19 protein-coding genes are annotated in these 19,786 nt (G+C 44.5%); 13 read left to right on the top strand and 6 right to left on the bottom strand.

Annotation, left to right across the window (positions count from 1 at the left end; genetic code table 11):
• Positions 1 to 30: 30 nt before the first annotated feature.
• Together DYC63_RS00900 and DYC63_RS00895 are read right to left on the bottom strand one after the other, a co-directional pair.
• The gene (locus DYC63_RS00900; RefSeq protein ID WP_115217506.1) at positions 31 to 639 is read right to left on the bottom strand and encodes an OmpA family protein; all 609 of its coding nucleotides are present in this window, start codon (positions 637 to 639) and stop codon (positions 31 to 33) included.
• 297 nt (positions 640 to 936) lie between these two features.
• Positions 937 to 1,812: an IS982 family transposase gene (locus DYC63_RS00895; RefSeq protein ID WP_115217505.1), complete on the bottom strand. Its 876-nt coding sequence runs from the start codon at positions 1,810 to 1,812 to the stop codon at positions 937 to 939.
• Between the two features lie 17 nt (positions 1,813 to 1,829).
• On the opposite strand from DYC63_RS00895, the gene DYC63_RS00890 reads away from it, so the two are divergent.
• Positions 1,830 to 2,381, top strand: a complete 552-nt coding sequence (locus DYC63_RS00890) for a transposase (RefSeq protein WP_115217504.1) — start codon at positions 1,830 to 1,832, stop codon at positions 2,379 to 2,381.
• A 122-nt stretch (positions 2,382 to 2,503) separates the two neighbouring features.
• The gene (locus tag DYC63_RS00885) at positions 2,504 to 3,850 is read left to right on the top strand and encodes an FAD-dependent oxidoreductase (RefSeq protein WP_115217503.1); all 1,347 of its coding nucleotides are present in this window, start codon (positions 2,504 to 2,506) and stop codon (positions 3,848 to 3,850) included.
• Positions 3,851 to 3,857: 7 nt separating this feature from the next.
• On the opposite strand, the gene DYC63_RS00880 is transcribed toward DYC63_RS00885, so the two are convergent.
• Together DYC63_RS00880 and DYC63_RS00875 are read right to left on the bottom strand one after the other, a co-directional pair.
• Entirely contained in the window at positions 3,858 to 4,286 is a 429-nt protein-coding gene (locus DYC63_RS00880; RefSeq protein WP_172459353.1) for a transposase, read from the bottom strand.
• A 10-nt stretch (positions 4,287 to 4,296) separates the two neighbouring features.
• Complete coding sequence (locus DYC63_RS00875) at positions 4,297 to 5,283, bottom strand: IS30 family transposase (protein ID WP_115217501.1); 987 nt, start codon at positions 5,281 to 5,283, stop codon at positions 4,297 to 4,299.
• Between the two features lie 168 nt (positions 5,284 to 5,451).
• Between DYC63_RS00875 and DYC63_RS00870 the strand changes: the two genes are divergently transcribed.
• From DYC63_RS00870 to xylB, 5 genes are all read left to right on the top strand, one after another.
• Positions 5,452 to 6,435: a Fic family protein gene (locus DYC63_RS00870; RefSeq protein ID WP_115217500.1), complete on the top strand. Its 984-nt coding sequence runs from the start codon at positions 5,452 to 5,454 to the stop codon at positions 6,433 to 6,435.
• A gap of 360 nt (positions 6,436 to 6,795) precedes the next feature.
• Positions 6,796 to 6,987: a hypothetical protein gene (locus DYC63_RS00865; RefSeq protein ID WP_115217499.1), complete on the top strand. Its 192-nt coding sequence runs from the start codon at positions 6,796 to 6,798 to the stop codon at positions 6,985 to 6,987.
• Between the two features lie 61 nt (positions 6,988 to 7,048).
• Positions 7,049 to 7,375, top strand: a complete 327-nt coding sequence (locus DYC63_RS00860) for a hypothetical protein (RefSeq protein ID WP_172459352.1) — start codon at positions 7,049 to 7,051, stop codon at positions 7,373 to 7,375.
• 174 nt (positions 7,376 to 7,549) lie between these two features.
• Positions 7,550 to 8,425: an IS982 family transposase gene (locus tag DYC63_RS00855; protein ID WP_115217497.1), complete on the top strand. Its 876-nt coding sequence runs from the start codon at positions 7,550 to 7,552 to the stop codon at positions 8,423 to 8,425.
• A gap of 137 nt (positions 8,426 to 8,562) precedes the next feature.
• On the top strand, positions 8,563 to 10,008 hold the full coding sequence (gene xylB, locus DYC63_RS00850) for a xylulokinase (protein WP_115217496.1): 1,446 nt from the start codon (positions 8,563 to 8,565) through the stop codon (positions 10,006 to 10,008).
• On the opposite strand, the gene DYC63_RS00845 is transcribed toward xylB, so the two are convergent.
• Positions 10,003 to 12,609, bottom strand: a complete 2,607-nt coding sequence (locus DYC63_RS00845; protein ID WP_115217495.1) for an ATP-binding protein — start codon at positions 12,607 to 12,609, stop codon at positions 10,003 to 10,005. The genes xylB and DYC63_RS00845 overlap by 6 nt on opposite strands.
• Before the next feature lie 141 nt (positions 12,610 to 12,750).
• Between DYC63_RS00845 and DYC63_RS00840 the strand changes: the two genes are divergently transcribed.
• From DYC63_RS00840 to DYC63_RS00815, 6 genes are all read left to right on the top strand, one after another.
• Positions 12,751 to 14,289 (top strand): sugar ABC transporter ATP-binding protein, encoded by a 1,539-nt coding sequence (locus tag DYC63_RS00840; RefSeq protein ID WP_218564505.1) that lies wholly within the window; start codon positions 12,751 to 12,753, stop codon positions 14,287 to 14,289.
• Between the two features lie 21 nt (positions 14,290 to 14,310).
• Positions 14,311 to 15,282, top strand: a complete 972-nt coding sequence (locus tag DYC63_RS00835) for an ABC transporter permease subunit (RefSeq protein WP_115217494.1) — start codon at positions 14,311 to 14,313, stop codon at positions 15,280 to 15,282.
• A 34-nt stretch (positions 15,283 to 15,316) separates the two neighbouring features.
• The gene (locus DYC63_RS00830; protein WP_115217493.1) at positions 15,317 to 16,246 is read left to right on the top strand and encodes an ABC transporter substrate-binding protein; all 930 of its coding nucleotides are present in this window, start codon (positions 15,317 to 15,319) and stop codon (positions 16,244 to 16,246) included.
• Positions 16,247 to 16,490: 244 nt separating this feature from the next.
• On the top strand, positions 16,491 to 17,171 hold the full coding sequence (locus DYC63_RS00825) for a D-lyxose/D-mannose family sugar isomerase (protein WP_115217492.1): 681 nt from the start codon (positions 16,491 to 16,493) through the stop codon (positions 17,169 to 17,171).
• Positions 17,162 to 18,046 carry a ketose 1,6-bisphosphate aldolase gene (locus DYC63_RS00820; RefSeq protein WP_115217491.1) on the top strand — a complete coding sequence of 295 codons (885 nt, stop codon included), beginning with the start codon at positions 17,162 to 17,164 and terminating at the stop codon, positions 18,044 to 18,046. The genes DYC63_RS00825 and DYC63_RS00820 overlap by 10 nt, the downstream gene beginning before the upstream one ends.
• A complete protein-coding gene (locus DYC63_RS00815) occupies positions 18,033 to 19,031 on the top strand; it encodes a carbohydrate kinase family protein (protein ID WP_115217490.1) in 999 nt (332 codons plus the stop codon). The genes DYC63_RS00820 and DYC63_RS00815 overlap by 14 nt, the downstream gene beginning before the upstream one ends.
• Here DYC63_RS00815 and DYC63_RS00810 read toward each other — a convergent pair whose 3' ends face one another.
• Entirely contained in the window at positions 19,032 to 19,751 is a 720-nt protein-coding gene (locus DYC63_RS00810) for a response regulator transcription factor (RefSeq protein ID WP_115217489.1), read from the bottom strand.
• Between the last annotated feature and the right edge of the window lie 35 nt (positions 19,752 to 19,786).

The following is a 19,786-nucleotide window of genomic DNA, read 5'->3' as shown; positions in this document are numbered from 1 at the left end:
TTTGGTGGGATTAGGCATATCCACTAAAAATTACTGGGTAACAATACCAGTACTAGGTTGTTGAACGCTGCGCTCAACAACGCCGTCAACAGTGATGTCAACACGGCGGTTTTGTGCACGGCCTTGGGCAGTGTCGTTAGAGGCAACAGGGTTGCGCTCGCCATTGCCGTAAGCTTCAATGATTGTTCCGGGTACGCCGTTTTCAATCAGGAAGTTGCCGACAGCCGCAGCACGACGCTCAGACAATTTTTGGTTGTAAGCATCAGAACCTTTAGAGTCGGTGTTGCCTACAACGGTAATTTTCTGCACGTTGGCGCCACGAGAGTTTAATTCTTGCGCCAATTGTCGAATGGCCGCTTTACCTTCAGGCTTCAATACGGATTTGTCGAAATCGAAGTAGGTGTCGGCAGATAAGGTAACCACTTGACGTTCTGCTACTTGCTGAACAGGTTGCGGTTGTGCAGGTGCATCGCCGCAGCCGGTCAAGTTGCGATTAGCCATAACGGTAACGCACTCGCCGAAGTTGTTTTTAACAAGGATTTGAGTGTCTGCATTAGACGTCAAATTTTCCAGTTGTTGTGCAGAAGCGTAGCTTGCGCCAGCAAGTACGGCAACTGCAAGCAGTTGTTTCAGTTTCATTATGTTCTCCCAAATTAAACAAAAACTTGCAAGTTCATTGTTTGCGAGGGGGTAAAACTACCCACCGCAGCGCATCATAAGCTGTTTGTCGTAAAAATGCAAAGAGAAAGTATTAAAAATGCAACTTTCTTGCTTGGGGTTTGTTGTTTTAATGATACAAATACTTTTCAGATTTGGGAAAAATGCTTGTTCGTCGAGAAAAACAAAATCAGGTATGAGGATTTTTTATGTTTGTAAACCCACTTGCCCGATAGATGGCACAATTCTAAAATAACCTGAGTTCGGGATAAGCCACCTCTATTTAGCAGCCGCCAAAGCATTCTTCCCAAACATCTGCGGCTTATACGCAAACAAGCAATATGCCGTTAATCCAGAAATCAGATTCAACAAAAATCCCTTCTCTAAACGATGGCGAGTATGTTCAATTTGGCATAGATTCTTTAACTGATCAAAAATCGTTTCAACAACACATCTTTGTTTTAACAACCTTTTTTGTTCAGGACTTTGGGGCGGGGATTTCATATTCTTTTTCTTGCCTGTCAGTAAAGTGATGTTGTATCTCTTTTCTAAGCAATCGCTTAACTCTTTGCTGATATAGCCTCTATCCCCAACCAACAATCCAAATAGTTTGTTTGCCATTTGTCGTAAGCCTTTACGGTCATCAACATTGCCTGGCGTTAGGCAGAAATTGACTAGCTCTCCTACATGATTAAACACTGCATGAAGTTTAAATCCATAGAACCAACCCATGCTGCTTTTGCCACGTTGAGCAATGTTTTTAAACACTTTATGCCTATGAATTCGACGATTGTGACAAACAGATAAGATGGTGGAATCCACGATACTGATGCCTGTACATTTCCCCATTTGAGTACTGAGAAAAACCAACATAGCAGGTAATGCACGTTGTGCTAATTCGATAAATCGATTGTAGCTTGGCATGGTGGGGAATGCTGTTTTCCAAATGGTTTTAATTTGCCATAGATAGTAGCTTTTGGAATCACGTATGCGGATATGATGGAAATAGATCCATACGGTAATGATTTCGGAAGTACTGATAGAGGCTTTTCGGTTTCTGCTGTTGGGTTTGCTGATGAGTGTGCGGTTAAAGTCTGCTTCAAATGTTTTACAAAAATCATCTACTTGGCAGAAAAGTGTTGTAAGATGTTCCATGTTAAAGGGCTTTTGTAATGGTTTGTTTTGTCAAAACAGTAGATTATCACAATTGCTCTTTATTTTTTAGTGGGGTGCTTATCCCGAACTCAGGTTATACTACACTGACCGACAAGGTAACAGCCAACCGAACCGTTTCAATCAAACAAGGTGAATGGCTACAAGTACAGAAAATTGACCATGTGCCAAAAACAGGATTAAAAGTTTGGCTTAAAGACTTTGGTTTTGTCAGCCTTTACCGTCATCACTTTAAAGACGAAGTGAGACATTACGTGAAGTTTGAACCTAAGCCTAAAGATGATGAGCCAAATTCACCTGTATCTACGCCACTAGATTTTGAGTATTTGCATGATTGTCATTGGCAGATTGAAACCTATCATCGAACGATTAAACAGTGTTGTTCAATTGAAAAGTTTCAGCTTTGCCATGAACGTAAAATCCGTAATCATGTATTCTCGTCATTGATGGCGTTTGTGTATTTAAAACAGCAAGCAAGCCTTGGCTTTTCTTCGGTGTATGCTTGGGTTAGTAATCTTTTTGCATCTGTGGTTGCTCAAGTGTCCAAATAGGTCGCTGATGATTTATTCCATTTAAATCCAAAATCTAGTTAGGAAATCATGTTTTCTTGAGTTAAGATAGTGCGTAAGTTCTAAGGCAATTTTTTTTAAGGGTAAATATTTAAGGGTAAGTTATGACACATTCTCACAATATCCGCCACACTGAGCATCTCATCATCGGTTTTGGTAAAGCAGGGAAAACTTTGGCTCAAACCCTTGCTAAAGCAGGTAAAGAGGTCATCTTGGTAGAAAAATCTGCCGATATGTATGGGGGTACTTGCATTAATATTGGGTGTATTCCATCAAAAAAATTGGCATTTTTATCACATGAGCGTGATGTGTCATTAAGCGATGCCATTGCCCGTAAAAATCAACTGATTGCTAAGCTCAATCAAGCCAATTTTGATAAAGTCAATGAATTAGATAACGCCACGGTCATCACAGGTGAAGCCAGTTTTATTGATGATAAGACCGTGCAGGTGACGACAGCTGATGACACTCTAACAATCACCGCTGACCACATTCATATCAATACAGGGGCATATAATTGGCAACCACCCATTGATGGGCTAAAAGACAGCAAATTTGCCCATGACAGTACCAGCATCATGCAGTTAACCCAATTGCCAAAACAGTTGGTCATCATTGGTGGGGGATATATTGGGTTGGAATTTGCCTTTATCTTTGCTGGGTTTGGCAGTGTGGTCACGATTTTAGAAACTGCCGATACTTTTTTACCAAAAGAAGATGCTGACATTCGCCAAAATTTGTTGGGCATCATGGCAAACAAACACATCACTGTCAAAACCAAGCAACAAATTAAGCAGGTTAAGGATGCCAACAATCATGCGATGGTTGTAACTGAAGATGGGGAATTGATGGCAGATGCGATTTTGGTGGCAACAGGTCGTCGGGCAAATACGCAAGGGTTAGACCTTGATAAAGCAGGCGTCACATTGACGGATAAAGGTAACATTGCAGTGAATGATAGGTTACAAACCAGCGTGCCACATATCTATGCGATGGGTGATGTGGCAGGCAGTCCACAGTTTACTTATATTTCCTTGGACGATTATCGGGTGGTCAAAAGTCAAGTGTTGGGTGATGGCACATATACCACAAAAGGACGCACTTTTGCCTATGCGGTGTTTACCAATCCACCGCTTGCCAATGTTGGTATGACCGAGCAAGTTGCCAAGGAGCAAGGGCATGCCGTTAAGACGGCTGTTTTAGAGGCGGTCAACATTCCCAAAGCCAAAATCTTAGAGCAAACCGATGGGCTATTAAAAGCGGTGATTGATGCCAAAACCGATAAAATACTGGGCGTGCAGTTGTTATGTGACAATGCCCATGAGTTGATTAACTTTATGGATTTGGCAATTCGTCAGGGTCTGACTTATCAAGAGGTTAGGGATTATATTTTCACTCACCCAACGATGAGCGAAGCGTTAAATGAGTTGTTTTCAGGGGTAGAAACGTAGAAACCGCTTAAGCATACACCGAAGAAAAGCCAAGGCTTGCTTGCTGTTTTAAATACACAAACGCCATCAATGACGAGAATACATGATTACGGATTTTACGCTCATGGCAAAGCTGAAACTTTTCAATTGAACAACACTGTTTAATCGTTCGATGATAGGTTTCAATCTGCCAATGACAATCATGCAGATACTCAAAATCTAGTGGCGTAGATACAGGTGAATTTGGCTCATCATCTTTAGGCTTAGGTTCAAACTTCACGTAATGTCTCACTTCGTCTTTAAAGTGATGACGGTAAAGGCTGACAAAACCAAAGTCTTTAAGCCAAACTTTTAATCCTGTTTTTGGCACATGGTCAATTTTCTGTACTTGTAGCCATACTTGTAGCCATTCATCTTGTTTGATTGAAACGGTTCGGTTGGCTTTAATAGCAAACATAAACCCTAATTCAGCTGGCAGGTTCAAGTATGATTGCAACGCACCCAAAGCTAACTTTAACCTCCAATGACGTCATAAAGCCTAGCACCTTACGAGGACGATTATTCAAATTGTCCTCTATCTCTTTGATGTATTCAGCGTAGAGATTATCAAGTCTCACAGACTTCGGCAAAAATTGTCGAATCAATCCGTTGAGGTTCTCATTATCCCCTCTCTCCCAAGAGTGATAAGGTCTGGCAAAAAATATCTCGGCATTGAGTGCTTCAGCTATCTGTTCATGCCGAGAAAATTCTTTGCCATTATCAAAAGTAATCGTGCAAACCTTTTCAGCATTAAGTATCTCTATACAAACTTGTGCCACTTGTTCGGCTTTTTGTTCGGCTTTACGATGCTTCAATGCTTTGAGTTTGACTTCTCTCGTTGTTCTTTCTACAAGAGTCACTAATGCTCCTTTGTGCTTATGACCAATGACCGTATCACCTTCATAATCCCCTAAGCGCCTACGCTGTTCTACTATTTCCGGGCGTTCTGAAATATCTACTCTGTTGGGAATGTGCCCGCGTCTGTCATAAGCTTTGAAGCCACGTTTACGGTAGGTTTTCTGACTACGCAGATGACGATATAAGTCTGCGCCTGATTTCTTGTCTGCATAAATATAGCGATAGATGCTTTCATGACTGGGAACATGTTGCCAACCCAGTCGTTTAAGACGCCCTGTTATCTGTTCGGGAGAATATTTTCTCTCAATCAGATGATTGATGTAGGCTTTGGCAAAATCACTGAGTTGATAAGCGTTTTGCTTTTTACGATCTTCTGCCATTTCTTGAGCCTGCAGCGGTCGATAAGCTCTTTTACCTGTATTGCGTTTGAACTCTCGGCTGATGGTAGATTTATGGCAGCCCACGATATTGGCTATTTCGCTATATGAATAAGCGCTTTTCTTAAGCACGGATATTTGATACCTTTGTTCTTGTGTAAGATGTGTGTAGTGTTTCATAACGTTCTGATAGGTGAGAGTTGATGAGCAAGTGCAACACCGCACATCTTACATCTTCTCTCTTGTCTATTAAACGTTGCACTTCAAGCTTGAATCTAAGACCTTAAACAATCTTGACTTTTAAAGATAAGTAATTATTATATATAGAGTTTTTAATCATTGCACTTTATGGAAACGCCAAAAATGTCAGAAAATTCAACCAATCAAGTAAGTATTTCAACTGAAAGAACCCTTGAACTTCGCTCTCTTTTTAACAAAAAACTTATGGAAAATTTTGAAAAAAATAATGCTAGAAACCTTGATTTATCTCTTATTTGGAAAGAAACCAATGACTTACGAGAACTTTACTCTCAACTTGACGATTTAAAAAAATGCCTTGATAGTTTTCGTCCATTGTCTGAAAATGAAGTTGAAATGCTAAATGATTATTTTGATATTGAATACACTTACCATAGTAATAAAATTGAAGGCAATACCTTAACAAAAAATGAAACCAACCTTGTTATTAACAAAGGTATAACTGTAAGCGGAAAAACACTTATTGAGCATTTTGAAGCAGTTAATCACAAAGAAGCCATTGATTATATTAGAGAATTGGTAGAAAACAATTCTGATTTTTCAAAAATGGATTTATTAAATATACATCAACTAATTTTAAAATCAATCAAACCAAAAGACGCTGGAAGATACAGAATGCAAGATGTTGAAATCACAGGAAGTAGGCACACGCCACCACCGCATTTTTTGGTAAATGACCTAATGGAAGAATATTTTAGATTTTATGAAGAAAATAAAAATACTATACACCCTGTTGAGTTATCCGCAGAAATGCACGAAAGATTGGTAACCATACACCCATTTATAGACGGAAATGGAAGAACTTCACGGCTTATTATGAATATTATTCTTTTAAAAAATGGCTATCCAATCACTATTATAGATAGCGAAGAAAGATACAGACAAGAATATTATGATAGTCTTGAATTAGCACAGATAGGGGAAGATGTAAACAAGGAAAGATTTAAAATACTGGTTGCCAAAAAAGTTAAAGATATGATGTTTAAATACATTAACTTATTATCTTCAAATAATAATGAAGACAGATTAACAAAAGGCGGTTATTTCTTTGAAAGAATTAAAGAAATATTATAATTTGTGTCTAAAAAATAGCCATATAAATATGGCTATTTTTTGTACTTGAAAAATAACAATTTTTTAATAAAATTTTGAACTGAACTTAATTTGAAATTTATGAACCATTCTGCACCGCTTGAAATGAGCGTAAAACAAGGGGCAAAACTTTGGCGCATTTCCCATAATACCATTTATGACCGAATAAAGAAAGGATTGCTTCAATTAAATGAAAATTGAAAAATTTCCCCTAGCGAAATGACAAGGGTTTTTTGAAGTCCACGCCCAAACAAAAAAGTTCAATGAACCGTTCAAAACACCCATTGAACTGAACCAAATGAACCCTTTTGAACGGTTCAAATTTCACTCATTGAAACAAAATTGAACTTTGAAAAACAACGCAATGAAGACCTAGAAAAACGCCTAAATGAAGCCAAAACACAACTTGACCGCAAAGACCAACAAATTTCTGAACTTTTGCAAACCATCAAAGACCTATCACAGAGCATAAAACGCCTTGAACCCCCAAAATCTGAACCAAAGCCACACAAAAAATTTTTAGGAATTTTTTAAAAAGATTTGATTTTTCTAAAAAAATTGATAGAATATTAAAAGTTAATAACTTTTAATAACTATGAGTAACACAGCTATGCCACACCTAGCAACCGCCCCAAAACCCCAAAAAGAACGCTTATCACTTGTTTTGGACTTTGACAAAAAACAAGCCTTAACCGAAATCGCCCAAAAACAAAACCGCTCATTAAATTTTGTGGTGCTTGAAATGATTGAAAAATCTTTGCAAGAAGCACAGGAAGAAGCGGAGTACCAAAATTATATTGAAAACCGTGTAATGCGTGCATACAACGAGATGAAAGAGAATGGCTCACAGGGTGTAAGTAGTGCCAAAGCCAAAGAAATTGTAATGCAAAGAGTAAGAGAAAGACTAGAAAATAATAAGTAAATCCTATGAATAACATCGCTTACACGGTGGTTTATGAACCACGAGTTTTGGATGCATTAACGGAAATTTCTTTTTACTAACCTGAGTTCGGGATAAGCACCCCACTAAAAAATAAAGAGCAATTGTGATAATCTACTGTTTTGACAAAACAAACCATCACAAAAGCCCTTTAACATGGAACATCTTACAACACTTTTCTGCCAAGTAGATGATTTTTGTAAAACATTTGAAGCAGACTTTAACCGCACACTCATCAGCAAACCCAACAGCAGAAACCGAAAAGCCTCTATCAGTACTTCCGAAATCATTACCGTATGGATCTATTTCCATCATATCCGCATGCGTGATTTCAAAAGCTACTATCTATGGCAAATTAAAACCATTTGGAAAACAGCATTCCCCACCATGCCAAGCTACAATCGATTTATCGAATTAGCACAACGTGCATTACCTGCTATGTTGGTTTTTCTCAGTACTCAAATGGGCAAATGTACAGGCATCAGTATCGTGGATTCCACCATCTTATCTGTTTGCCACAATCGTCGAATTCATAGGCATAAAGTGTTTAAAAACATTGCTCAACGTGGCAAAAGCAGCATGGGTTGGTTCTATGGATTCAAACTTCATGCAGTGTTTAATCATGTAGGAGAGCTAGTCAATTTCTGCCTAACGCCAGGCAATGTTGATGACCGTAAAGGCTTACGACAAATGGCAAACAAACTGTTTGGATTGTTGGTTGGGGATAGAGGCTATATCAGCAAAGAGTTAAGCGATTGCTTAGAAAAGAGATACAACATCACTTTACTGACAGGCAAGAAAAAGAATATGAAATCCCCGCCCCAAAGTCCTGAACAAAAAAGGTTGTTAAAACAAAGATGTGTTGTTGAAACGATTTTTGATCAGTTAAAGAATCTATGCCAAATTGAACATACTCGCCATCGTTCGGAGAAGGGATTTTTGTTGAATCTGATTTCTGGATTAACGGCATATTGCTTGTTTGCGTATAAGCCGCAGATGTTTGGGAAGAATGCTTTGGCGGCTGCTAAATAGAGGTGGCTTATCCCGAACTCAGGTTAAAATAAACATGTTTCTTCGGAGAAGTGGAGAAGTGGTACAAGGCGAGCCAACGCCGTAATACTTTTTCAATTCTTCGACTATGGCGAATTTTTGCAAATAAGGAGCGGCTTATGTATATCGGCATTGATCTTGGAACTTCCGGAGTAAAAGCGGTTTTGCTGGATGAACAACAGAATATTCTTGCGATTGTGCAGCAGTCTTTGGCGATTGCCCGTCCGCAGCCTTTATGGTCGGAGCAGCAGCCTGAGGATTGGTGGCAGGCGGTGGAAGAGGTGATGCTGCAGTTGGCAGATACACAAGACTTATCCGCGGTGAAAGCCATCGGCTTAACGGGGCAAATGCATGGCGCGACTTTGTTGGATAAGGCGGATCGTGTTTTGAGACCGGCGATATTGTGGAACGACGGGCGCAGCGATTCGGAATGTCGGGAATTGGCGCAAATGCTGCCCAATGCTGTCGAAATCACGGGGAATTTGATGATGCCGGGCTTTACTGCGCCTAAATTAAAATGGCTTGCCAAGCATGAGCCTGAGATTTTTGCTCAAATTGCAAAGGTTTTGCTGCCGAAAGATTATTTGCGGCTAAAGATGACGGGGGAGTATGCCTCGGATATGTCCGATGCTTCAGGTACGATGTGGTTGGATGTCGGTAAGCGCGATTGGAATGAAGATTTGTTGGCAGCCTGCGGATTGACGCTGAATCATATGCCGAAATTATTTGAGGGCAATCAAATTACGGGCTATTTGCTTAAGGAATTGGCGGATAAATGGAAGATGCCGTCTGTGCCGGTGGTTGCGGGCGGCGGCGATAATGCTGCCGGTGCGGTAGGTATCGGTTTGCATAGGGCAGGGCAGGCAATGCTTTCCCTCGGTACTTCCGGCGTTTATTTGGTTGTGAGCGACAGTTTTATCGCAAATCCGCAAAAAGCGGTGCATAGTTTTTGTCATGCTTTGCCAGCGCGTTGGCATTTGATGTCGGTTATTTTAAGCGCAGCATCGGCGGTGGATTGGGTGAAAAATCTGACGCATACGGCGGATGTGGCGACTTTGTTTCAAGAGATTGAACAAAGCGGGGTGCGTTCGGAGACGATTTTTCTGCCCTATTTGTCCGGCGAACGTACGCCGCATAATGATGCTTATGCCAAAGGGGTGTTTTGGGGTTTGGGTCATAATGACAATGCGGCGACAATGGCAAAAGCGGTGGTGGAAGGCGTGAGTTTTGCTTTGGCCGACGGTATTGATGTGCTGCATGAAACGGGGCTGGAAAGCGAGAGCATTGCCCTCATCGGCGGCGGGGCAAAGAGCGCCTATTGGCGGCAGCTCTTGGCGGATATCAGCGGAAAAACTTTGGAATACCGCAGCGGGGGCGATGTCGGGCCGGCATTGGGCGCGGCGAAATTGGCGCAAATTGCCTTGCATCCGCATGAGGATATGGCGAGTTTTTGTCAGCCTTTGCCTTTGGAAGCGGTTTATCGGCCGCGCGAATCTTTAAGCGCGTTTTATGCGGAAAAACGCGCGAAATACGCAGCGCTGTATCAGCGTTTGAAAGGTTTATAGGCGGCGCAAACGTATCAATAAGTCTTCTTGTTTGAAGGGTTTATTGATAAGTGCAAACTCGCTGAGCTGGCTGATGTATCGGGTGTGGTTGCCGGTCATTAAGAGTATTTTGATTGACGGCATTTCGGATTTGAGTTGATTGGTCAAATCGATGCCCGTCATTTTTCCGTTGAGGACGATATCGGAGAGGATGTAGTCCGGCGGCGAATGGCAATGCTGCAAATATGCCAATGCCTGCTCGGCATTTTCTACGCTTATCGTGCGATAACCGCTTTGATTGAGTTGTTCTTGCAAGATTTCTCGCAATTCGGCTTGGTCTTCTATCAATAATAGGGCGGCTGTTTTTTCTTCCGCCACCTGTTCTTTGAGGCTTTGCGCGGCTAAATGCGGCGCTTGCGCAGCGATAGGCAATTGCAGATGAATGCTTGTACCGATGCCTAATGCAGATTCTACTTCCACTCGCCCTTTGGACTGGCGGATAAAGCCGTAGACCATAGATAGACCTAGGCCGCTGCCTTTGCCGTTTTGCTTGGTGGTAAAAAAGGGTTCAAAAATATGCGATAAGGTGTCGCTGTCCATGCCGCAGCCGTTATCGCTGATGGAAAGCTGAATCATCTGTTCGCTTTTGTGGGTGCGCTGAATGAGGCGTTCTTGCGTGCGGATTAGGATTTCGCCTTCGCCGTTCAAGGCGTCTTTGGCATTGAGCAGCAGATTGACTAGGGCGGTTTCCAGTTGGTTTTTGTCCATATATACGGGCGGCAAATGTTCGTCGAGGTGCAAATTCAGCTTAATGCTTGGCGGCAGGCTGTGTTTCATAAAATCGGAAAATTCCAGCAGCAGGCGGTCGATGTCCAAAGCGCTGGGGTTTAATGGTTGTTTGCGGGCATAGGCTAAGAGGCGTTGGGTAAGCGTGGCGCTGTTTTCCGCCGCTTTTAAGGCGCGTTGCAGACGTTTTCTCTGTTTTTCGCTGAGGCTGCCGGCGTCAATGAGGTCTAAATTGCCGATGATGACGGCTAGTAAATTATTGAAATCATGCGCGATACCGCCGGTTAAATGCCCGATGCTGCGCATTTTCTGACTATGCGCCAAATCGAGTTCCAATTTTTTGCGCTGGGTGCGGTCAATTAAAAACGCGACCAAGCCGCCATCTTGCAGGGCGCTAATCCGCCATTCCAAAATCTGCTGTTTATAGTCGATTTCCAGCGGTTCCTGCTCGCTGCGGATTTCGCGCAGCGCATCTTCGTTCAGCACTTGTCCGCTGCCGTAAATGCTGCCTTGCTGTTGCTGCAAAAAAGCCGCCAGTTGTGAGAAGTTCATAGCGATTTGTTCGGTATCCAAATGCAGCAATTCGATGAATTGGCGGTTGTAGGAAATCAGCTCGTCTTGCGGATTGAAAATCGCCAAACCGTCGCGCATGGCGAAGAAGGTGCGTTCCAGCAATTCGCTTTTCTCTTTTAAGAGGGCATCGGCATGGTCCAGTTTCAGCACATTTTGCTGGAAAATATAAAATGCCCGCGCCAATTCGCCGATTTCATCTTGACGCTGCTGCTGCGGCACTTGTATGGCTTTATCGCCTTGCGATAAACGGGTCAGGGCTTGGGTAATGGAATATAGGCGGTTGCCGAATAGATGATAAATATAGCCGCCCAGAATACATATCAGCGCAATGGTAAACAGTGCGGTCAGCAGGATTAAGACAATTTGCTTGGATAGTGCGGTTTGAATTTGTTTTGAATTTTCATTTACTTGTATGATTTTATCCTGTGCCAGACGGCTGTAGTCGCCATCAATTTTGGCGACCAGAAAATCGATTTGGAAAGTCAGAAACTGAATCCGCTGGTTGATGGCTTCCAATTGGTAGGCGGCTTGAATAATGTGGGCAAATTCCTGTTCTATTTTTTGCCATTCCTGCTGAATATCGGGTTGTTTTTGTTCGGGCAGAAAATTAAAGACCGAGTGGATGGCAATGAAGGTTTCGGATGAAAACGAACCTTTGGTGGCGGTTTCTATCAGGGTTTGAATTTGGCTAAACGGCGATGCGGCTGCCGAAGCAGCGGTATGGTGCGAGATTTCGGGCAGAGCAGAGGCGCTGCGTTTTTCCAAGCGCTTGATGTGTTCCAAATACAGCAGGGATTGATTGAGTTTGCTGATGATGGTGGTGTTTAAGACATGGCGCTGATGAGTCTGCTGCAATAAATCTTGTACGCTGTTTTCCAGCAATTCAAGGGAATGAATGATATCGGCAAATTGGCTTTGTTCCACTTCGCCGTACTGCCTGCCTTCTTCCAGATATTGATGCACTTGCTGCAAATGCGATGCCAGTTGTGCCGATGCTTCTTGGTATTCCAAAGCGCGTACCGTTTCGCGCAGCCTGTTGGCGTAAGTGGAGATTTGCGTGATTTTTACTCCGAGGGTCATCGATAAGAACATTTGGCTGAGGGAGCGTTCACGCAAATTAGACAGGGAATGGTAGGTGGAATGAAGCCCTGCCGCTGACATGATGCTGATAGAGCTTACGAGTAGCACCGCCAGCGCCACAAAAGCGATGAGGCGCAGTTTTACGCTGTAGGTTTTTTTAGAGAAGCGGGGTGTTTGCATCATTTTTTCGCCATAGTGTTTTCTTGGATTCTAAGCCTTGTCGCTCGGCGGATTATGACAAATATGAACGGATGTTTAACATTTTCTGTTCATAAAGCTGTGTTTTACTGGGCGTCCATCAAATAGCCTTGAGGGACATTAAGCATGGAAGACGCCGTTAATTCTATCGCCAACGATAGCGCCCCGATGAACGGTAGCGCACCCTTATTGGAAATGCGCCAAATTGCCAAGCGTTTCGGAGATTTTTATGCTTTGCAAGCGGTCGATTTAGATGTTTATTCGGGCGAAATCCATGCCTTGATGGGGGAAAACGGCGCGGGCAAAAGTACGCTGATGAAGATTCTCGCCGGCGCCTATGTCGCCACTTCGGGCGAAATTAAGATTGGCGGGGAGATTTTTCCGATTGCTTCGCCCAAAGATGCAATTCGTGCGGGCATTACCCTCATTTATCAGGAAATTCATCTGTCGCCGAATTTGACGGTTGCCGAGAATATTTTCTTGGGGCGCGAAATCAAAACGCTGTTCGGCTTAAACCGCAAACAGATGGAGGCAGAGTCCCAAGAGGTTTTAGACCGTTTGGGGGCGCAATTTTTTGCGCATCAGAAAGTCTCTTCTTTAACGATTGCTGAGCAGCAGCAAGTAGAAATTGCCCGCGCTTTGCACCGTAAAAGCCGTATTTTGGTCATGGACGAGCCGACGGCGGCGCTGTCTTCCCGCGAAACCGAAAAGCTCTTCGCATTGATTAAAAAGCTGCGTTCCGAAGGTTTGGCGATTATTTATATCAGCCACCGCATGGCGGAAATCTACGAGCTGGCGGATAGGGTCAGCGTGCTGCGCGACGGCAAATATGTCGGTTCTTTGGTGCGCGAAAACCTGAATTCCAACACGCTTGTACAGATGATGGTAGGGCGTCCTTTGACGGATTTGTTCAATAAGGAAAAAGTGCCGGCGGGCGAAGAAGTGATTCGCATCGAAAATCTCGGCGACGGCAAGAAAGTCAAAAATGCGTCGCTGACGGTCAAAGCCGGCGAGATTGTCGGTTTGTCGGGCTTGATCGGTGCCGGACGTTCGGAATTGGCGCATTTGCTTTTTGGAGCAAGCCAACCGACGCAGGGCAAAATCTATCTCAATGGCGCGGAAATCCGCTTTAAATCGCCGCGGGATGCGATTGCCCAACGTGTCGCCTTATTACCTGAAAACCGCAAAGAAGAAGGTTTGTTCCTTGATATGAACGTGTTTAAAAATGTGATTATCGCTACGCTGGAACGCGATGCCACTATGATGATTGTCAATCAGAAAAAGGGCAAACAGGATACCGAGCAGGCGATCAATAATCTGCATATCCGCGTACCCAATGCCAATGTGGAGGTGAGCGGTTTGTCCGGCGGCAATCAGCAAAAAGTTCTCTTGTCCCGCTGGATGGCGATTCAGCCGAAACTGTTTATTTTGGATGAACCGACGCGCGGCGTAGATGTGGGGGCGAAAAGCGAGATTTATAAAATGATGACCGAAATGGCGAAGCAGGGTGTGGCAATTTTGATGATTTCCAGCGAGTTGCCTGAAATCGTAGGCATGAGCGACCGTGTTTACGTGATGCGCGAAGGGGAAATTGCGGGCGAAGTCGCCGGGCAGGATATTAAGCAAGAACACATCATGGCGCTGGCTTGTGGTGTAAACATCTAATTTTGCAGTAAGGAGTAAAAAATGGACAATGTTGCCGCGAAACCAAGTTTGAAAAAGTCGGTCTTAGCCGATGCCATGCAAGCCATGGGTATTTTGCCTGTGCTGGTGCTGATTGTGGTGGTTTTTTCTTTTATCGCGCCGAATTTTATGACCGAAGCCAATATCATGAATATTACGCGGCAGGCATCGATTAATATCGTTTTGGCGGCAGGCATGACTTTCGTGATTTTAACCGGCGGTATCGATTTGTCCGTAGGTTCGATATTAGGCGTTACCGCCGTTTTGGCGTTGGTGAGTTCTTTAAATCCCGCCATCGCGCATTTTGCCGTTCCGATTGCTTTGCTCGCCGGTTTGGGTATGGGGGTGTTTAACGGTTTGTTAGTGGCCTATGCCGGATTGCCGCCTTTCATCGTGACGCTCGGCACTTATACCGCGCTGCGTGGCTTCGCTTATTTGGCGGCGGATGGCACCACAGTCATTAATTCCAATATCGCTTTTGCTTGGATTGGCAACGGTTATCTCGGTTCGATGCCTTGGTTGGTGATTATCGCTTTTGCCGTGATTGCGGTCTGTTGGTTTATTCTGCGCCGCACCACCTTGGGCACACATATTTATGCGGTCGGCGGCAATTTGCAGGCTGCCCGTCTGACAGGAGTTAAAGTTTCCTTCGTCCTGATTTTCGTTTATGCCGCCAGCGGTTTATTGTCCGGCTTGGGCGGCGTGATGAGCGCTTCGCGTTTGTACAGCGCTAACGGAAATCTTGGCGTCGGTTATGAATTGGATGCGATTGCTGCCGTCATTTTGGGCGGTACGAGTTTTGTCGGCGGTATCGGCACGATTACAGGCACCTTAGTCGGCGCCCTGATTATCGCGACATTGAATAACGGAATGACATTGATGGGCGTGTCCTATTTTTGGCAACTCGTTATTAAGGGTGCTGTGATTATCGTGGCGGTATTAATCGACAAATACCGTACGCGCAAATCAAATTAGCACTTTTTTAACTACTCTCAACAGGAGATTCTGTATGCAATTAAAAACCTTAGTCATCTCTGTCATGCTCGCTGCCGCGCCTTTTGCACAAGCGAAAGAGTTAACATCCATCGGGGTAACCGTGGGCGATTTGGCTAATCCGTTCTTCGTGCAAATCGCAAAAGGAGCAGAGTTGAAAGCCAAAGAATTGGCGGGCGACAAAGTGAATGTCACCTCGGTTTCCAGCGGCTACGATTTAGGTCAGCAAGTAGCGCAAATCGATAATTTCATTGCCGCCAAAACTGATATGATTATTCTGAATGCGGCGGATTCCAAAGGCATCGGTCCTGCGGTGAAGCGGGCGCGCGATGCCGGCATTGTTGTGGTTGCGGTGGATGTGGCGGCTGACGGCGCGGATGCCACCGTAACATCTAACAATTACCAAGCAGGCGAAATCGCTTGTCAAACGATTGTGGATACCATCAATGCCAAAGGCAATGTGGTGATTATCAACGGCCCGCCGGTATCTGCCGTGCAAGACCGCGTACAAGGCTGTATGGATGTCTTGGCAAAACATAAAGACATCAATCTCTTGTCCCATAATCAAAATGCGAAAGGCAGCCGTGAAGGCGGTTTGGAAGTGATGACTTCTTTGCTTATCGCCCATCCGAAAATCGATGCGGTATTTGCCATCAACGACCCGACCGCTATCGGCGCGGACTTGGCGGCGAAACAGGCACAACGCAAAGAGTTTTTCATTATGGGCGTGGACGGCTCTCCTGACGGCGAAGATGCTTTGAAGCAGGCGGACAGTTTGTTCAAAGGCACGCCGGCACAAGATCCGCAAGTCATGGCGGCGGAAGCGGTGCAAATCGGCTACGATATTTTGCAAGGCAAAGCGGCGCCGGAAAAACCCGTCTTGATTCCGGTGACCTTAATTAATCGCGATAACATCAAAGATTACAAAGGCTGGACAGTAAAATAAGCTGCAAAGTATAAGCCGTTGCCTTGTGCAACGGCTTAACGATGCAATCAAACAGTAAATAAGGAATGTGTTGCCGAAAAACAGACGGAAACATTCCTTTACAGGAGATAAGAATGTTTCAACACACAGAGCGACACATAAAGCGTCGCTCTACGTGTTGCCCTGAATTGGAAGAGGTTACACCTCTCCCACAAGATTATCCTCCCTAAAAAAGGGAGGGGTTTCAACCAGTAAGGAAATTTTGATGAAACGCTCCGAAATCAATCAGGCAATTAAAGACGCCAAGCAAATCATGGCGCAATACCGTTTTTCCTTGCCGAAATTTGCCGAATTTTCTGCAAAAGACTGGCAGACATTTTCCTTAGAGCCGTATGCGGAAATATTGAAATCCAATTTGGGCTGGGATGTGACCGATTTTAATTTGGGCAATTTTGCGCAAACAGGATTAACCCTGTTTACTTTGCGCAATCAATCTGAAAAAAACGGCAAACCCTATGCCGAAAAAATTATGCTGGTCAAGCAAAATCAAGTTACGCCGATGCATTACCATTGGAAAAAAATGGAAGATATTATCAATCGGGGCGGCGGCGTTTTAAGCCTGCAATTATATAAGCGCGATGAAATCACGGATTTATTGGACGAGGTATGTGCCATTGAAGTCAGCATAGACGGCGAAAGACGGCAAATTGCCGCCGGCGACAAAATCCGCCTGCATCCCAGACAGAGCATTTGTCTGCCGCCTACGCTTTATCACAGCTTTTGGGCGGAAGAGGGCAATGTTTTGGCGGGCGAAGTCTCGATGGTGAACGACGATCTTACCGACAACCGTTTTTTAGATCCGCTGGGACGTTTTTCCGCCATTGAGGAAGACGAAGCCCCTATCCATTTGCTTTGCAGCGATTATAAGGAGTTTTTATGCCGCTGATTAATTTGAAAGATATGCTTGCTCTTGCCGCAGAACACAAATTTGCCGTAGGCGCCTTTAATGCGATTGATTCGAACTTTATCGATGCGGTATTTGCCGCCGCTCAAGAGCAGCAATCGCCCGTCATTATCAATGTGGCGGAAGTGCATTTGCAATATATCGATTTGCCTTCGGCTGCCGAATATATCAAAAAGAAAGCGCATCAAGCCGGCATTCCCGTGTGCCTGAATTTAGATCACGGCTTAACCCTGCCGACGATTAAAGCGGCAATCGATTGCGGATTCTCATCGATTATGTTTGACGGCTCTTCATTGCCGTATGAAGACAATATCCGCCAAACTCGAGAAGTGGTGGAATTGTGCCGTCCTTATAATATTTCTGTTGAAGGCGAGCTTGGCGCAGTCGGCGGCGACGAAGGCGGCGCATTGGAAAGTAGCGCGGATGCCGCCTTATATACCAAAGTCGAAGAAGCAAAAGCATTTGTCGAGCAGACGGGCATTGATGCGCTTGCCGTTGCTATTGGCAATACGCATGGCAAATATAAAGGCGAGCCGAAGCTCGATTTTCAGCGTTTGGAAGACATCAATAAAGCCGTCGGCATTCCTTTGGTGTTGCACGGCGGTTCGGGCATCAGCGCAGAGGATTTCCGCAAAACGATCGAACTTGGCATTTGCAAAATCAATTTCTTTACCGGCATGTCGCAGGCGGCATTGGACAGCTTAGCTGCCAGCATGAAGGCGGCGGAATCCGGCGGAAAATATAATCAATATTTGATTATCATGGCGCATATGCAACAGGCGGTTCGCCAAACGGTCGCCGAACAAATGCACATTTTCAACAGCGTGAATAAAGCAGAGCATTATGCAGGAACGTAAGGGAATTCTGGCGCTGGGGAATTTATTAGTCGATCGTACCTTAGTCATCTCGGAATATCCCAAAGAAACGATGCTGGCGACCATTTCGCAGATGGGGCTACATTGCGGCGGCGGCTGCACCAATGTTTTATTCAATTTAGCCAAACTGGATGCCGAGCTGCCGCTGTTTTTAAGCGGCGCTATCGGTAAAGACAGCGAAGGGCAATTTATTTTGCGGCAAGCGCAAAAACATAAAGTGGCATTAAGCGCGCTCATAGAAAGCGAGTTACCCACATCATTTACCGATGTGATGATTAACAGTCAAAACGGAGAGCGTACTTTTTTCCACTATATCGGGGCGATGCAGCATTATGACGCGCAAGCGGTGGCGGCGATTGATTGTGATGCCAAAATCGCGCATATCGCCTATTTACCGCTGCTGCCGGCATTATTGGATGTAGCGGTATTGAAAGAGACGCTCCTTACACTGAAAGAAAAAGGTTTTTTAATTTCCATCGATTTGGTTTCTGTCGAAAATCAGCAGATTTTTACCGATATGATTCTTCCGGTGCTGCCCTATGTCGATATTGTGATTATTAATGATGTCGAGGCGAAAAGTTTGACCGCCGCGAAGCAGACGGCTTCTACGGAAAAAGATTTGATAATGGCGGCGCAAAACATTATGCGCTTAGGCGTGAAGCAGGCGGTGGTCGTGCATTCGCCGAAATATGCGGCAGCCTGCGATTGGCAGGGCAATTCTTTGGCACTGCCTTCCTATTGGGTGGAAAAAGACAAAATTGTCAGCACTTTAGGAGCAGGCGATGCCTTTTGCAGCGGCGTTTTGTACGGATTGCATGAGAATCTGCCTTTGCAGGAAACATTGCAGCTGGGGCATGGCTTGGCTTATTTCAATTTATTTTCCGTTTCCGCAACCGAAGGCGCAGTTGATTATCCGCGCTTAAGGGATTTTATCCGCCATCAATCGCTATCAGGTATTGGGCTTTGATTATTCTGATTTTTCTACCGAAAAATTGAACATATAGCCAATGCCACGTACCGTTTGGATAAAAGTAGGTGCTTTCGGATTCGGTTCGATTTTTTTGCGCAGGCGCATAATCAGCACGTCAATCGTACGGTCGAAAATTTCCAAGTTTTCGCTGTGCGTTAATTCCAGCAATTGCTGGCGGGACAAGGCTTTTTGCGCATGGGAGAGTAAAGTGAATAGCAGTAGGTATTCCCCTTGAGTGAGCTCGATTTCCTGCCGCTGCGGCGAATACAATTTATGTTTATCGGTATCTAAAAACCATTGTTGAAAACGCAATCCCTGCTGCTGCGGCGACGGGCAGCTTTGCGGCTGGCCGCGGCGAATGGCAGCTTTGGCGCGAGCGACCACGACGCGCGGATAAAAAGGCTTGGCAATATAATCGTCTGCGCCCATTTCCAAGCCTACCACTACATCCGATTCCGCGTTTAAGCCGCTTAACATGATAATCGGCGTATTGACGAGGTTTTTGAGCTGTTGCAGCAACACAAGCCCATTGATATCGGGCAGGATAAGGTCTAAAAAAATCAGTTGGAACTGCTGACCCGTGCTTAATAAAGCCAATGCCGCCTGCCCGCTTTGTACGCAGCTCATCTGATAGCCGTACTCTTCAAAAGTATCGCTGAGCAGCTCGCACAGCGAAATATCATCGTCAATCACTAAAATAGACATGGCAGGCGACATGAAAGGTATCCAAAAGAGGTGTGTTAAAAATACAA

It is taken from the genome of Suttonella indologenes (assembly GCF_900460215.1).
Lineage (GTDB): Bacteria > Pseudomonadota > Gammaproteobacteria > Cardiobacteriales > Cardiobacteriaceae > Suttonella > Suttonella indologenes.
This window is presented reverse-complemented; position numbering and strand designations above follow the sequence as displayed.